Origin of the sequence: Mucilaginibacter sp. UYP27 (assembly GCF_040547175.1) — a bacterium.
Classification (GTDB): domain Bacteria; phylum Bacteroidota; class Bacteroidia; order Sphingobacteriales; family Sphingobacteriaceae; genus Mucilaginibacter.
This window is the reverse complement of the sequence record NZ_JBEPPE010000002.1, coordinates 668,505-683,290: the sequence shown is the minus strand read 5'-3', so window position 1 is coordinate 683,290 and position 14,786 is coordinate 668,505. Positions and strand designations below refer to the sequence as shown.

Below are 14,786 nucleotides of genomic sequence, written 5' to 3'. Positions count from 1 at the left end.
CACAGCTAAATGAAAAAGCAAGACGTTCCGCAGGACTTGAGTTCGTTGGGTAAGGTAACCAAAGAGGTATGCTACGCTACTGACGAATTGGGGAAGTACGTGACAGAACTTAGCCGTGGCTGGGATATAAAAATTACCGCGCTCGATACTGCATGGGGCGACGTTGAATTGCGGATTGCGGATGCACGCCAAAAAGTATTGAATAAGCAAGCAAGCCCGATATTGTTTTTTATGGAAAAAGGCTTAATGGATATTGGTATTTTAGCTGGTTATACCGGCTTTTGGAAATGGCAGATAAAACGACACTTACAACCCAATGTGTTTGCCAAATTACCTCTTGAAAAGTTACAAAACTACGCTGAAGTATTTAATGTAAGTGTTGATGATCTTAAAAACATGACTGTACATGGAACTTAGTTTTGAACACTTACAGTCGGCGCACTGCGAAAATGGGGTTACCCGAAGTTTGTTAAACAACATAGGCGTTAGCCAGATAACAGAACCGCTGGCATTTGGCATTGGGTCGGGATTATTCTTCGTTTACATTCCATTACTCAAAATAAACAACGGGCCGGTTATAGCTTTTAGGGTAATGCCCGGATTGATATTTAAACGCACTTGCAAAGCTTTGGGGATTGAGGTTGTTCGAAAAAAGTTTAGCTCGAAGGAAAAAGCAAAAGTATTTTTAGATGAATGCCTTGCCTATGGGCATCCGGTAGGTTGCCAGGTTGGCGTATACTATCTTTCGTATTTCCCTAAAGAATACCGCTTCCACTTTAATGCACATAACCTTATCGTTTATGGGCACGTTGAAGATCATTATATGATCAGCGATCCCATAATGGAAAATACTACCGCGTTAAGCGATTATGAATTGGAGCGTGTTCGATTTGCTAAAGGGACGCTGGCTCCTAATGGGCAAATCTACTATCCAAAAACCGCGTCCGTTGTTACTAACGACCAAATAAAAAAAGGGATCGTAACCGGAATTAAAAAAACTGCAAGCGATATGCTATCGCCAATGCCAATATTGGGCGTAAATGGAATTAGATATACCGGCAACCGTATAAAAAAATGGCGCGACAGCTTGGGCGAAAAAAAATCAGGTTTATACCTTGCACAACTTGTACGCATGCAGGAAGAGATAGGCACCGGTGGCGGCGGTTTCCGTTATATTTATGCTGCGTTTCTGCAAGAGGCCCACGCCTATCACCAGGTCGATGAGTTATTGGAGATCTCAAAAACATTTACCCAATCAGGCGATCTATGGCGCACTGCTGCTGTACAGGCGGCTGGTATTTTTAAGGGCCGCATTGGCAGCCAGCACGATTTTAATGTAATGGGAGATTATTTATTAGAGATATCCGAAATAGAACGGAGAGCCTTTGTAGCTTTATCTAAAATTAACTGGAAAGCATGAAGCTATCTGCGATAAACATCAGCAATTTAAGCTTTAGCTATCCCGGGCAACTTGTTCCAGTACTGTCAAACTTCGATCTTGAAATAGCCAAAGGCGAGCGATTTGGCTTGTTTGGGCCAAATGGCGCTGGCAAAACAACCCTAATGAATTTGATGACCGGCTTGTTGATTTTCGAAACAGGTAGTATTCAGCTTCTTGGTGTTAAAATCAAAAGCCATCGAAAATTGGCAAATAGGTTATTTGGCTATGTGCCACAAGATTTTTCGTTTTACCAGGAACTTACCCCGGCCGAAAACCTGGAGTTTTTTGGCGCATGGTATGGCTTAAGCAGGCAACAGATAAAACTTAGAACAAATGAGTTATTAAATGTTTTAGGATTGGAGGACGTACGAAATAAGCCGGTAGAGAAATTTTCCGGTGGTATGAAAAGGCGGGTGAATTTGGCTATAGGTGTAATGCACAACCCTGAGTTGCTATTTTTAGACGAGCCGACCGTGGGTGTTGATGTGCAAACCCGTTTTGCTATAATTGATTACCTTAAACAATTAAACGAAAGCGGCACCACCCTAATCTACACATCACACCAATTAAGTGAGGCTGAAGGCCTGTGCGAGCGGATAGCACTAATTGATGATGGAAAAATAATCGCTAACGATAACTTGAACGCTTTGTTGGTAAAGCACAAACAACTTGGGCTTGAGGGCCTGTTTTTAAATTTAACGGGCAAAAATTACAGGGATGTTTAAACTTTGGGCTACCATTATTAAGGACATTCGCATACTAACCCGAGACAAGGTTGGAATATTGCTGATGTTCGGCATGCCCATACTTTTGGTAATTATTGTTACCAGCATCCAGAACAGCACGTTCCAATTGATCGATAAAAATAAAATATCGTTATTGATAGCCAATAGAGATACAGGAAGGGTTAGCAAAGAGTTTATTCAATCTATAGATAAAATAGGAATGTTCAAACTCGTCCCGCTCCCAAAAAACGAGAGTAATGCTACAGTAATGGCGCGCATGAAAGGTAAAGATGCGTTGCTTGCCATCATCATCCCAAACAATTTTTCTGTGAAGATGGAAGGAAAGGCGAAAATAATAGCAGATAAAGCACTAAATACCTTTGGTTTGGAGAGTAATAAAACTGACCCCAACGCTGGCGATGTTGGCCCTATAACTTTATATTACCAACCTATACTACAAGAGTCGTTCCGGCGATCTGTCCAAGGTGCCATATATAGCGCGCTACAACTAATTGAAAGTAAGCTAATATTAAAAAATCTATACTTTTCTATAAACGAAAAGCCGTTGCCGGCACGGCTGGAGAACGAATTACTTGATAACAAGATAACAATAAACGAAATACCAGTTTCCAAAAGTGGGAGCCACAGCAACCCCAATGCGTCGCAGCATAATGTGCCTGCGTGGACCCTCTTCGCCATGTTTTTCGTAGTAATTTCCTTAGGTGGAAGCATGGTTCGCGAAAAATTGAGTGGAAGCTTTATCAGACTTAAAACGCTTCCTACTAACTACATGGTTACGCTAATCTCCAAACAAATAACCTACCTCGCCGTTACAATGTTGCAGGCGGCTGTCATATTTGCTATAGGTATTTGGTTATTTCCGTTGATCCATCTACCGGCGCTAAATCTGCCGGTTGATGTTTTTGGATTAGTCATTGTGTCCTTAATATGCGGTTGGTGCGCTGTTAGTTATGCCATTTGTATTGGCGTTTTTGCACATACGCCAGAGCAGGCGAACGGGTTTGGTGCGGTGTCTATCGTTATACTCGCCGCTATTGGTGGATTAATGGTGCCCAGTTTTGCAATGCCCCAATCATTTGCCCTGGTGATGAAGCTTTCACCGATGCATTGGTGCCTTGAAGCTTACTACGGTTTGTTTTTAGAGGGTGGCACACTGAACGATGTTTTGATAAATATTATACCTTTATTGCTGATTACAATATGCCTGCAAGCGTTAAGTATTGCTGGTTTGAAAATGAAAAATTTAATTTGAATAAATAAAGCTAAATGGAAGTTCAAGAATTAAAACAACAATTAAAATTACAAATTATAGAGTTTCTTAACCTGTCGCCTCTAACCTCCGAAGAAATTAAAGACGATGAACCATTATTTGGCGACGGGCTTGGATTGGATTCGATAGATTCGCTTGAACTGATCGTTTTACTCAAAAAAGAGTATGGGATAATTATTCAGGACCCCAAAGAAGGCCGCAAAATATTAGTAGACGTGAACACTATAGTTGATTACATTCATAAAAACAGGACTAAGTAAGCTTCGCGAAAATCGCTTTTAGTTTTAGGCACGCCGAATCGCCGGCTATCATAGCCCCGATGATTTCGACTAATGCATCTATTTTTTTATAGTTGATAATAACCTTTAAACAATTAATTATAGTTGGATCTACCTGTATTAAAAATTTAATGCTGCTTGCCTTTTTTAGTATTAATTGTTCGCCGAGAGCTTCTTGCAAAACCTCTTTTATTATTTGCAGCATACAGGCACCCGGCAAAACCGGGTGGCCTGGAAAATGGCCTTCAAATATCCTATCATCTGCATTAATAATAACCGCAGCTTCAATTACCGTTTCTTGGCGTGCTATTGTAGTGATAGCAAAAAGGCTGTTTTTCAACATGTAGATACCAACATTAGTGAATGATATAAGTTGAGGTAGTGATTATAAATAAGTATCGTTTTGGGCCTGATGTTTTCAGCCCCAGCTTCCAATACTGAAGCGGGCACCTTTCCGCTTTTAATAATGTTGGCAGCCAGCCAAAGAGCGAAAGCAGACGAGGTTGGATATTCGCCACATAGATGCTTGTAATTTGCTCTGGCGCAATTGTTAAAAATGGTGTTCGCTAATTGATTGTAGCCCGCATCATTTTTAAGATCGCCGTTTTTTCCGGTTATTACCAGGTCAACCTGAGCAATACTTAAATTATAGGTCTTTAAAAATGCTACTATGCGTGCTTCTATATCTTCTATGTCTGTCGGTTTATAGAAATTTTGAAATCCTGTTAACTCCGCCATGTTAACGGCAGATGGCTTATCGCTCAACAAAACAAAGGCAGCACCTTCGCCTCCAATAGTACCCGTAGACTTGGTTTTATACAGCGATAAATTTGAAACGGGAAACCTTTTATATAACCCGAGCCTTGTCAAAATAGTATAACTAACATCCGTCATTTCGTCGGTACCGCCAACCAGCACGTTATCAGCCTCGCCTTCGTTCAATAACATTATACCATCAAGTAACGCGCTTTCAAACGAAATCCCTTTGTGTACGAAAGTGTTATTATAGCTATGGCATTTTAGCATTAAGGCAATTTGCGCTGCAACTGTATTATGGGTTGATTGAATAAATGCCGTCGGCGGAAGCATTTCTTCATCCATATCAATCATCCTGGTTAAAAACGTCACCGTATCTTCCAGGCAGCCATAAGCTGTACCGGTTATTACGGCACCCGGCATAGTTATTTCGCCATTTCGTAAACATTCTATAGCTGCCCCCACACCCATTTTAATCATGTGGCTCATTCTCCTGGTAAGTTTCGGGTCGAGATAGGCAGAGTAATCCGGCTCAATTGCCTTTAATCGTGTATCATTATATTCAACCGGGTTGGTAAGCAAATCGTCTTGGTGCAATGTTTTTTGCGGTGAAATGCAGGCGGCCGAGCGGATATAAATTTTCATATTAAATTTTAGAAAATATTAATGATGAACAATTACCGCCAAAACCAAACGAATTAGACATAACGTGGCTAACCGCCTCCCCTTTTTTGAACCTTGTTTCGGGCTCAAATGAAAACTCGTGCATGCGTGTTTCGAACCGCAGGTTTGGATAAATTAGCCCATGTTTTATAGCCAATACAGAAAATACAGCTTCGATCCCCCCGCTGGCTCCGAGAGTGTGCCCTGTAAATGATTTGGTAGAGCTCATAGGCGGATAATGGGGATCAAACAAACGTTTAACGGCTGTTCCTTCGGCATTGTCGTTATTTGGCGTACCCGTTCCATGAAGATTGATATAATCAATATCAGATGTTGTTAATCCCGCCTTTTCTAAAGCCCCCTTCATAGCCAGGTATGAGCCAGTTCCCTCAGGCGACGATGCTGTTTGATGGAAAGCATCGTTACTGTTATTATATCCGCTCAATTTGCAGTAAGCAGAACGGTTTAATGTTTTCATTACTTTTTCAGAAACCAATACAACATACCCGGCACCCTCACCTAAATTTAAGCCGCGCCGATTTTCATCAAAGGGTTTACAAAATTCTTTATCTAATATCATTAGGGTGTTAAAGCCATTGAGTGTGAATTTTGTTAAAGCATCTGCCCCGCCTGCTACCACTACATCTACCACGTCATTTCTGATGAGTCTCGCTCCATAAAATATGGCATTAGCCGATGACGAACAAGCGGTGCTAATGGTGGTCATATAATCTTTTATCCCTAGTTGGTTTGCCACAACTTCTGTCATGCTGCCGCATTCGTGATCAAAAACATTTTTAAGCTTTCCTTTGCTGTTATCGGCAATAAAATCGATAAAAAAATCCTCACTCTTATCCATTCCGCCCACGGTATTGGCCGAAACAAAGCCAACGCGCAATGTTTCTATGCCGGGAACCGCAGCGTCCTTCAGCGCCTCTTTGGCAGCAGTTAAGCTTAACATGGTAGTTCGGCTCATTGACACCTCCATGCCATTCATATCAGCAAGCTCTACGTTCGTCATTTTTACTTCGGCTACAGGCACTTTGCCCGCATGTACGGTATCCAAATGCGTAATATCAGCCATCCCCGCCTCGCCTTTCTCAAAGGATGATAAGCAATCGGCAACATTATTGCCGATTGCAGTAATAACTCCAATACCAGCTATAAACACGTCTTGCAGGGGCTTTTTATTCTCAAATATCTTAGTCACTTTTTCTTTTGTAAACAGCGGCACATCGCCAGTTTTTACTTTTTCTATCAAAAATAATGCAGCTTTGTATTCCTTGCCGAGCAATTCAACCCAGCCGCAAATACAAGCCTGTAAAACGTCATCATCAAGCAGCTTACCAACGTAATTTGTGATGAAATCGGCATCAAAATCTTCCGCGATAAAAAAGGCGTCTTCGCCCTTAAAATGATTACGAATACATATTTCGCCGGTTACAATATTGGGAAGTGTATAAACAAATAACGATGGACTAGCACCGTCAGCTACGCTTTTTAAATATCGCTGGTCGGTATCCAAACTCGAATTTCGATTTGACAAGATAACGCCAATATCTTCGGGCCTATATTTTGTTTTATCAAAACCACCACTTAACAGTATTTCGGATGCGAGCCAACCTAACTTGTTCAGGTTATCCATTTTATAATACCTGGCGTAGTTGGTATCCAGCGTTTTATAAACGGCGTTCAAAAATACCGGAACATCCGTAGCAGCCTGCTCTGAAAATAAAACAGCGCCGTTTTTGTAAACCGTATGGTTACTAATAATACAACTCGACGTAATATAGTTATCCTGTTTCAAAACCTTTTTATTTTTTGCTGAATATTACGGCGGCATTGCATCCGCCAAAACCTGAGGCCGTTTTAAGACAGTTTTGATAATGTCCACTCAATAATTCGGTGCAAATATTTAAGCTATTGGTTGTGCCGGTTTCCTCAAAACCTAACGAAGGAACCATAATATTTTGCTTTAATGATTGTATGGCGATAATGGACTCTATTAAACCCGCGGCTCCCAGTGTATGCCCATAATAGCCTTTTAAACTATTTAAAGGTATGTATTGCATATTGGCAAGGGTTATGGCTTTGGCTTCCATTTCATCGTTATATACGGTGGCTGTACCATGCGCCGAAATAAAATCGATATCGGTGTTACTCAAATTTGCCTCAGCAAGCGATTTGGTGATTGCCTGTTTAAGTTCTTCGCCCGTGCGTGATGGGGCCGAAATATGATTAGCATCGTTACTTACAGCGCCACCAGTCACTTTAACGTCATCGCCGCTATTTTGATGTGCAGATAAAATCATGGTAGCGGCACCTTCGCCCAACGTAATGCCATCACGACGAATGTCAAAAGGTTTGCACGGGCCTGAACTGATGGCTTGAAATGACCCAAAACCTGAAAGAATAAACTTCGAGATCTCATCGGCCCCGGCAATTACTACATTGTCATATTCGCCCGATAGTATTAATCGCTTCCCGGTAATAATACCCATTAAACCAGATATACAGGCATTGGAAATAACCAAAGGTTGGCCGGTAAAACCAAAATGATCTGCTATCAATTTAGCTGACGCGGACAAAGAAATACGCTGCAACGCCGGGGCATTGTCCCCTGTCTCTAATAGGCTAATATTGCCCTTAGTTGAGCAAATAATTAGAGCTGTTCTGTAAGCTAAATTGCAGGAATACTGCTTAAGCGCATCTGTTATGGATGCGATGATCAGCCGTTCAAATTTAGTGCAATGCATACTCCCCCCCATTAAGATAGCTTCATTACCATCAAACAGAGACGCATAGAATGGCTCGTCAGCAAGTAGCTTATTATGATGTTTCCGGATGCCTGTTTTACCGGCTTTGAGGCGCTCAAAATTATCGGCGGTGGTAGCACCAATTGGCGATAAAATATTATCGCCAGTAATAAAAACATCTGCCATTATTGATCAATATAAACGTTCATTTCACATTGTGCAACAAGGTTGCCGTTAGATCTTACAACCCCGGAAATGATGGTTGCGTTAAGCACTTTTTCTACTATGCGCACATCGGTTATTAATTTGTCGGCAACACGGGGCAAGTCAAAAACCTCAAAATTCTTTACGGACCCAATAAATCCTTTACCTATCACTTTGTTTTTAATCGAATTGTGATACCCTAAGCCCGCAGCGGCCGTTTGCGCCATATTTTCCATAAGACCGCCGTCAGTAAACCGGCCGTCTACAACCAATGCATTTTCGGCGCTAACCGTGAAAGCGGTTTGCGTGCCCGTACCATCCGCGTAAAGCAACTCATCAACCATTACAAAAGGTGGTTTTTGAGGGATAAATAATAAAATTTCCGGGTACGTCATCTCAATATTTAAGAATACAAGCCCCCGTTTACAGACAGCACCTGGCCGGTAATATACGATGCATCCGCGGAGGCTAAAAATCCCACTGCAGATGCAACTTCCTGGGCTGTGCCAAACCTGTTTACAGGTATTGATCGTTTGAGTTCCTTTTCATCGAGATCCGCGGTCATATCAGTTTTTATAAAACCGGGGGCAACCGCATTCACCGTGATCCCGCTTCGGCCAACTTCTTGTGCCAAGGCTTTGGTAGCACCAATAATACCTGCTTTAGCGGCTGAGTAATTAGTTTGACCAGGCAAGCCTTTTAATCCTGATAAGGATACAATATTGATCACCCGCCCATACCTGTTCATCATCATGCCATCCAATAACATGCGGGTAACAAAAAAGAAAGCGTCAACACCCGTATGCATCACATTATCCCACTGTTCATCTGTCATCCAAGCCATTAGACTATCATCTCTAACGCCGGCGTTGTTCACCAATAACTCTATCACATTTTCGGGGTTATCTTTTATCCAACCACTCAAAACACTCTTTATTTCATCTCTGTTTACCACATCAAATTGCAGTAACACCCCGGTACCGCCACTTTGCTCTATCTGCAAAAGAGTTTGTTGCGCTTCAGGTGCATTGCTTTTATAATTTACCAGTACATGGTAACCCATAGCGGCAAATTCAAGGCAAATTGCCCTGCCTATCCCTCTTGATCCTCCGGTAACTAATGCAGTTTTCATCTTACCAAGTTTAAGATTTAATTGAAATTGCAGGGTGGTTTGTTTCAAGGAACAGCCGTACCGCCTCCATTTCTTTATATTTCGGCTGATCTTCAATAAATTTAGGAAACATCTCACGAACCTGGTTATACAACTCCAGTGTTTTTGGCGAGAGTTTTTGCTGGCAATTTAAGTAATCAATCGCTTGCGCTATGGTCATTAGTTGTATGCCTAACACCGCAAATGTATTATCTATAACTTTTTTTGTCATTAACGCGGCGTTGCACCCCATGCTTACTATATCCTGATTATCATTATTATTAGGGATACTATGAACATACATCGGGAACGACAATGTTTGGTTTTCGGCAACGGTTGATGTTGCTGTAAACTGCATTCCCTGCATACCGAAGTTTAAACCTAAAACACCAAGATTTATAAACGGTGGAAATTTTTGATTTAGCTTATCATTCAACAAGTAATTTAGCTGGCGCTCTGCCAACATGGACAATTTGGTAATGGCGATCTTTAGCTTATCCATCTCAAGCGATACATAATCGCCATGAAAATTGCCTCCGTGAAAAATATTTTGATTAACATGATCCACTACCGGATTATCGTTAACAGAATTCAGCTCATTCACCAATACGTTTTCGGCATTGATTATGGTATCGTATATTGGGCCCAGAACCTGCGTAACACAACGGAGCGAGTAATACTCTTGCACCTTATCTTCAAAAACATCATGTTTTATTCCATCTGCATGGTACAAATGTTTTGAGCGGCTTCGTATCATTTTACTACCCTCTAAAATATCGCGTAGCATTGCCGCTACCTTGTTTTGGCCTATGTGATGCTTAACAACGTTTAATTGTTGTGAGTAATGATCATCATATGCCTCAACTACCTCGTTGGTCATTGCCGAAAGCATTGCCGACCAACCCAATAGTTTCTGCGCTTGTATAATGTTCACCAGGCCAATGCCTGTCATTGCCGATGTGCCATTGATAGTTGCCAGACCTTCGCGGATGTGAATGGACAAAGGTTTAATGCCGAGGCCTTTAAATACGTCGGCAGTGGGGCGTAAGGAGTCTTCGTATATCACCTCACCTTCGCCTATGAGCACCAAACCCAAATGGGCCAATTGAACCAGGTCGCCGCTGGCGCCTACACCTCCGTGTTCGTAAATACATGGCGTTACATTTTTATTGATCAGATCGCGAAGTAGTTCCACAATATCATGATGTATACCCGAAAAGCCCTGCATTAAACTGTTCAACCGCGCCACCATTAACGCTTTTACAAGTAACGGAGATAAAAGCACCCCGCTGCCCGAACTATGGCTGCGAATTAAATTATATTGCAGCTGCAATAAATTCTCTTCACTTACTTTGTATTGGGCCATTGGCCCAAAGCCCGTATTTATACCATAGATAAGTTTGTTTGACGAAAATTGCTGGAGAAACTCAAAGTTGGTGTTTATCTTTTCTAAAGCAGCTTCGGGTAGGGTGATAGCTTTGTTCTTGAATAGGACGTCAGAGAGGTCATTTAAAGTAAGGACGCTTTGTCCAATTGGTATCATAGGCTAATTATGTTAGTTCAAAAGCATCTACCATCAAATATAGGTTTTTGTTTATTCAATCGGTGGTTTATAATCCCGTTGAGGGTCAAAACTTAGGTAGACGTTGTTATAGGTTCAGATTCTTTTATCAAAAAACTTAGTTATTTTTCGGCCAGTTTCCTGGTCCTGCATTTTTTTTAGTTGTTCATAAGTTACATATTCTACATGGGGGCTAACCCTTAGGCGGGCCTGCAGATAAGCCCTTATTCCGTTATCACAGGCTTTGGTCGTGTTAAGCGGCACTATATACAGCAACACTTCGTCCATCCCTATCTCGTTTGAGTAAACTTCAACAACAAAATCAAGAACATCTTCAATCTCGGTAAGCAAGTCGAATAACGCAGGGGGGTAAAGAGTGGTGCCCTTAAACTTGATCATCTGTCTTTTCCGCCCAATGACGGACGATAAACGCAAACTGTTGCGGCCGCAGGCGCAGGCGTCGTCAAAATACATACAAATATCGCCTGTTTTATATCGTAGTAAGGGCATGCCTTCAACACCTAAAGTTGTAATGGTAACCTCGCCGGGCGTATTGGGAGGTACTTGTTGATCATTATCATCAAGTAGCTCAACAATAAGCAACTCAGGTTGCAAATGGCCGCCATTACCGGCGCTACATTCTGTAAACGCGGTTTGCATTTCTGTTGAAGCATATGTGGAATATAGTTGAATATCCCAAACCTCGGTTATCTTTTTCCCCAGAACGTTATAGCTAAAGTCGGCATTACGAATATTTTCGCCGATACAGATCGCTTTCTTTACCGACGACCTATTGATATCTATATTGTTATCCCGGGCAAATTGAATGAGTTTTAAAATAAATGAGGGAACTGCCACAATACCCGTAGGTTTTAAACGCTCTATAGTTTCCCATTGCAAGGACGGAACGCCCGGACCTAACCGGATAATGCCCGCGCCCAATTTGCGTAAACCCGAGTAGTAAGCTATCCCTGCCATAAACTGCCTATCCAGCGTCAGCATCAACTGATAAATATCGCTGGCCGATCCATCGGCGCACACAAACGAATTATATTCATTCAGCGTCAGCCTACGTAGGTCGCTCTCAGTAAGAGCAATTATAACAGGGCTGCCTAACGTGCCTGATGTGGACGCGTACTCAATGATCTTATCGCTATCTACACATAAAAAGTCATCATTCCGTCGCTGTAAATCTTCCTTGGTTGTAGTTGGCAGCGCCGAAAGGTCTGCAATGGTTTTAATATTGGAAACGTCTACCGCATTTTTAGCGAACAATTCCTTGTAAAAAGGGGAGTGTTGGTTAACGTACTGTAGCAGTTGCTTCAGTTTTTGCTCTTGTACTATTACGAAGCTATCTAATGTAGACGAACTCATTCTGCTATTTCTATTATAACTACTGCCGAAGCCATCGATTTGGTGTGAGACAAAGAAACCAAAATTTTAGCAATGCGTTGTCCGCTCAGCGTTTTTTGTGTTTGGCCTGTTAAAATCAAATCCGGTTTGCCCGAGAGATCATTTATCACTTCTACTTCGTTAAAGCTGGTGTGCTCTGCCCAGCCGGTTCCCAACGCCTTAAAAAATGCTTCTTTGGCAGCAAAACGAGCAGCGTAATGTTCAAATTTATTCGTTTTTAATTCGCAATAAGTTATTTCGCGTTCGGAGAATACCAGTTCTTTAAATCCGTTGGCTTTTATCAACTTTTGAGCAATACGTTCAACGTCCACAAGATCTGTCCCTACTCCTTTAAGCATAATTGGATTTGATAATACTAAATTTCCGCTTTGGCTAAATTAACCAAACCAGTTTAATTTAATTTATATTGCCTAAAAAAATCCCAAATAACCTGGCAGGCATCTAAATTTTTTGTGGTTTTTCCCACAATAAATCTGGGCAGATACTGCCAACCGCCGGGCCAAGTGTGCCCGCCATTATTAATGGTGTAACCTACAACTTTAACCCCATTATTTGGATTGCTGTATTCTTCTTTAACAATGCTGGTTCCGTCATTTGCCGTATCGGGCAAACTACTAACAACTGGTGTCGACGAACACTTGTCAATTGTGGCCCATAACTTAATTACCCGATCTTGTGAATATGTTAGCCGGCCAAAAAACTTACCTCCTTTATTTGAAAAAACCGGGTCTTTGGTTCCGTGCATGTATATTACCGGCATTGGCTTTACCGGCGCATAGCCTTCATTTTCGTTCATACTACCCGCCACAACCGCAATCGCCGCAATCCGGTTGCTCAGTTGGCACGCAAGGCGCGAAGTCATAAACCCTCCATTAGATATACCTGTAACGTAAACACGTTCCGGGTCGGCATGGTATGTTTTGACCATGTAGGTGATAAGTTGATCTATGAATTTAACATCATCAATACCTTTATTATTACGCCCGTCATGCCATATGTGTTTTGATGCAGGGCAAACAACAATAAATTTATCTTTATCTGCCAATCGCCTGAAATCAGCTAAATGAAACTGCCCCTTTGGTGTTGCAAAGCCTCCATGCAACGAAATAACCAAGGGCATTTTTACAATTTCTTTCTTGGCCGTTTGTGGAATGTACCTTACGTACGCGCGTTCGATGCCGTTAACATCCATGCTTTCTCGTTTTTGATCGCCATTGTACTTATTCGGATTATTAAAAAACAAACACAGCGATAAAAGAATACAATTCATTAGAATAAGTTTTTCTTATTACATACTGTAAAAAACGCCATTTAGTTTTAACATAGATTTAATTTAAACAATACCATGCAAACACGGTTATGCTTATATAATTTACATCGCAACAAATGAAAACCTTTAAAGTATTGATTTTGGCCTTTGTGGCTATGTTTGTTTTTACTAAGGCCGATGCGCAATTGAGATTACCACCACCACCGCCCCATCCGCCTCTACCGCATATAAGTTTACATCTAAAACGCCCACCTGCTCCACCACGCCGTAGGCGACCGGCAGTTGTACTGCATCGCCGCCGAATAAGAGTTTATCATCATAATTAATGATACAATAAATCCCGTCATTAAAATAATTTCGTTGGCGACTGTAACGAAGGCGGGAACACCGCTTAACCTTACTGACTTTCGCGCAAGTTCAGCATCGGCCAGGGTCTTTATATTTACATAAAAGTTCCACAGCTATTAGTTACCATTGATAAGCTTTGCCATAGCAAATGCAGCGCCTGCCGCCAGCGCGCCAATAATCACCACTTTAAAAGCACCGCTTATAGCAGGTTGCCCTGTTAACTTACTTTTAAAATAGCCAAAAATAAATAGGCTTATCAAGGTAACTATGCAGGAGTAGTATAATGCTGTTTGAGTACTCTCAACTAAAATGTAGGGCGAAAGAGGTATTACACCGCCTACTATATAGGATAATCCAATAGTAATTGCACTTTTTGTAGCGCGGTTGGCGTGGGGTTCCTCAAGGCCTAATTCATAACGCATCATAAAATCAACCCACTTATCTTTATCTTTTGCCATTTCATTGGCAATTTGTTGTTGCAGGGTTTCGGATAATCCGAAACCAGCAAAAACCTCTTTCACCTCAGCTTTTTCTTGCTCGGGCACACGGTCTACTTCATCATATTCCCGCTTTAATTCAGAATTGTAATGATCCACTTCGGTACGGCCTGCCAAAAAGCCACCTAAACCCATTGCGATAGACCCAGCAACAATCTCGGCGATACCGGCCGTAACAACGATAGTCGACGAACTTATGGCGCCACTTAAACCGGCAGCAAGCGCGAATGGTACTGTTAAACCATCGGACATGCCTATTACTATATCCCTGATCGTTTCTGAGCCGGTAACATGATGTTCTTTATGCATTTCTTGTAAATCAAATGGTATTCAAGCAGATAAAATGTAATCTTATCTAAAGATATACTGAAAATCTGATTTCATTCTGAACTAAGACATATAAAAATAATGAAGGTCCACTATGCTAATTTAG

At 41.6% G+C, this 14,786-nt stretch carries 16 protein-coding genes; 5 read left to right on the top strand and 11 right to left on the bottom strand.

Going from position 1 to position 14,786, the window contains the following annotated elements:
* The first annotated feature begins 9 nt into the window (after window positions 1-9).
* From DarG to ABIB39_RS10975, 5 genes are read left to right on the top strand one after another with little or no spacing between them, the layout of a single operon-like run.
* Window positions 10-417: a flexirubin biosynthesis protein DarG gene (gene DarG, locus ABIB39_RS10995; protein WP_354429896.1), complete on the top strand. Its 408-nt coding sequence runs from the start codon at window positions 10-12 to the stop codon at window positions 415-417.
* Window positions 407-1,420 carry a BtrH-related acyltransferase DarH gene (gene darH / locus ABIB39_RS10990; RefSeq protein WP_354429894.1) on the top strand — a complete coding sequence of 338 codons (1,014 nt, stop codon included), beginning with the start codon at window positions 407-409 and terminating at the stop codon, window positions 1,418-1,420. Before DarG ends, darH begins: the two co-directional genes overlap by 11 nt.
* Window positions 1,417-2,166 (top strand): ABC transporter ATP-binding protein, encoded by a 750-nt coding sequence (locus ABIB39_RS10985; protein WP_354429892.1) that lies wholly within the window; start codon window positions 1,417-1,419, stop codon window positions 2,164-2,166. Before darH ends, ABIB39_RS10985 begins: the two co-directional genes overlap by 4 nt.
* On the top strand, window positions 2,159-3,439 hold the full coding sequence (locus ABIB39_RS10980) for an ABC transporter permease (protein WP_354429889.1): 1,281 nt from the start codon (window positions 2,159-2,161) through the stop codon (window positions 3,437-3,439). Before ABIB39_RS10985 ends, ABIB39_RS10980 begins: the two co-directional genes overlap by 8 nt.
* Window positions 3,440-3,453: 14 nt before the next feature.
* On the top strand, window positions 3,454-3,717 hold the full coding sequence (locus tag ABIB39_RS10975; protein ID WP_354429887.1) for a phosphopantetheine-binding protein: 264 nt from the start codon (window positions 3,454-3,456) through the stop codon (window positions 3,715-3,717).
* On the opposite strand, the gene ABIB39_RS10970 is transcribed toward ABIB39_RS10975, so the two are convergent.
* The 11 genes from ABIB39_RS10970 to ABIB39_RS10920 all read right to left on the bottom strand — a co-directional run bounded on the left by ABIB39_RS10970 (window position 3,710) and on the right by ABIB39_RS10920 (window position 14,662).
* Window positions 3,710-4,078: an ApeI family dehydratase gene (locus tag ABIB39_RS10970; protein WP_354429886.1), complete on the bottom strand. Its 369-nt coding sequence runs from the start codon at window positions 4,076-4,078 to the stop codon at window positions 3,710-3,712. The two genes, ABIB39_RS10975 and ABIB39_RS10970, sit on opposite strands and share 8 nt — an antisense overlap.
* Window positions 4,072-5,136, bottom strand: a complete 1,065-nt coding sequence (locus tag ABIB39_RS10965; protein ID WP_354429885.1) for a beta-ketoacyl synthase chain length factor — start codon at window positions 5,134-5,136, stop codon at window positions 4,072-4,074. The genes ABIB39_RS10970 and ABIB39_RS10965 overlap by 7 nt, the downstream gene beginning before the upstream one ends.
* A 1-nt stretch (window position 5,137) precedes the next feature.
* A complete protein-coding gene (locus ABIB39_RS10960) occupies window positions 5,138-6,961 on the bottom strand; it encodes a beta-ketoacyl synthase N-terminal-like domain-containing protein (protein WP_354429884.1) in 1,824 nt (607 codons plus the stop codon).
* A gap of 7 nt (window positions 6,962-6,968) precedes the next feature.
* Complete coding sequence (locus ABIB39_RS10955) at window positions 6,969-8,096, bottom strand: beta-ketoacyl synthase N-terminal-like domain-containing protein (protein WP_354429882.1); 1,128 nt, start codon at window positions 8,094-8,096, stop codon at window positions 6,969-6,971.
* A complete protein-coding gene (locus ABIB39_RS10950) occupies window positions 8,096-8,509 on the bottom strand; it encodes a hotdog family protein (RefSeq protein ID WP_354429880.1) in 414 nt (137 codons plus the stop codon). The genes ABIB39_RS10955 and ABIB39_RS10950 overlap by 1 nt, the downstream gene beginning before the upstream one ends.
* Window positions 8,510-8,517: 8 nt before the next feature.
* A complete protein-coding gene (gene flxB / locus ABIB39_RS10945) occupies window positions 8,518-9,246 on the bottom strand; it encodes a flexirubin biosynthesis SDR family reductase FlxB (protein WP_354429878.1) in 729 nt (242 codons plus the stop codon).
* A gap of 10 nt (window positions 9,247-9,256) precedes the next feature.
* Window positions 9,257-10,807, bottom strand: a complete 1,551-nt coding sequence (gene flxA, locus ABIB39_RS10940) for a flexirubin biosynthesis tyrosine ammonia-lyase FlxA (protein WP_354429876.1) — start codon at window positions 10,805-10,807, stop codon at window positions 9,257-9,259.
* A gap of 114 nt (window positions 10,808-10,921) precedes the next feature.
* Window positions 10,922-12,199, bottom strand: coding sequence for a flexirubin biosynthesis putative acyl-CoA ligase FlxY (gene flxY / locus ABIB39_RS10935; protein ID WP_354429875.1), 1,278 nt, complete (start codon window positions 12,197-12,199; stop codon window positions 10,922-10,924).
* A complete protein-coding gene (acpS, locus tag ABIB39_RS10930; protein WP_354429873.1) occupies window positions 12,196-12,576 on the bottom strand; it encodes a holo-ACP synthase in 381 nt (126 codons plus the stop codon). Before acpS ends, flxY begins: the two co-directional genes overlap by 4 nt.
* Before the next feature lie 53 nt (window positions 12,577-12,629).
* Window positions 12,630-13,508 carry an extracellular catalytic domain type 1 short-chain-length polyhydroxyalkanoate depolymerase gene (locus tag ABIB39_RS10925; protein WP_354429871.1) on the bottom strand — a complete coding sequence of 293 codons (879 nt, stop codon included), beginning with the start codon at window positions 13,506-13,508 and terminating at the stop codon, window positions 12,630-12,632.
* A 464-nt stretch (window positions 13,509-13,972) separates the two neighbouring features.
* The gene (locus ABIB39_RS10920) at window positions 13,973-14,662 is read right to left on the bottom strand and encodes a VIT1/CCC1 transporter family protein (protein WP_354429870.1); all 690 of its coding nucleotides are present in this window, start codon (window positions 14,660-14,662) and stop codon (window positions 13,973-13,975) included.
* Window positions 14,663-14,786 lie beyond the last annotated feature (124 nt).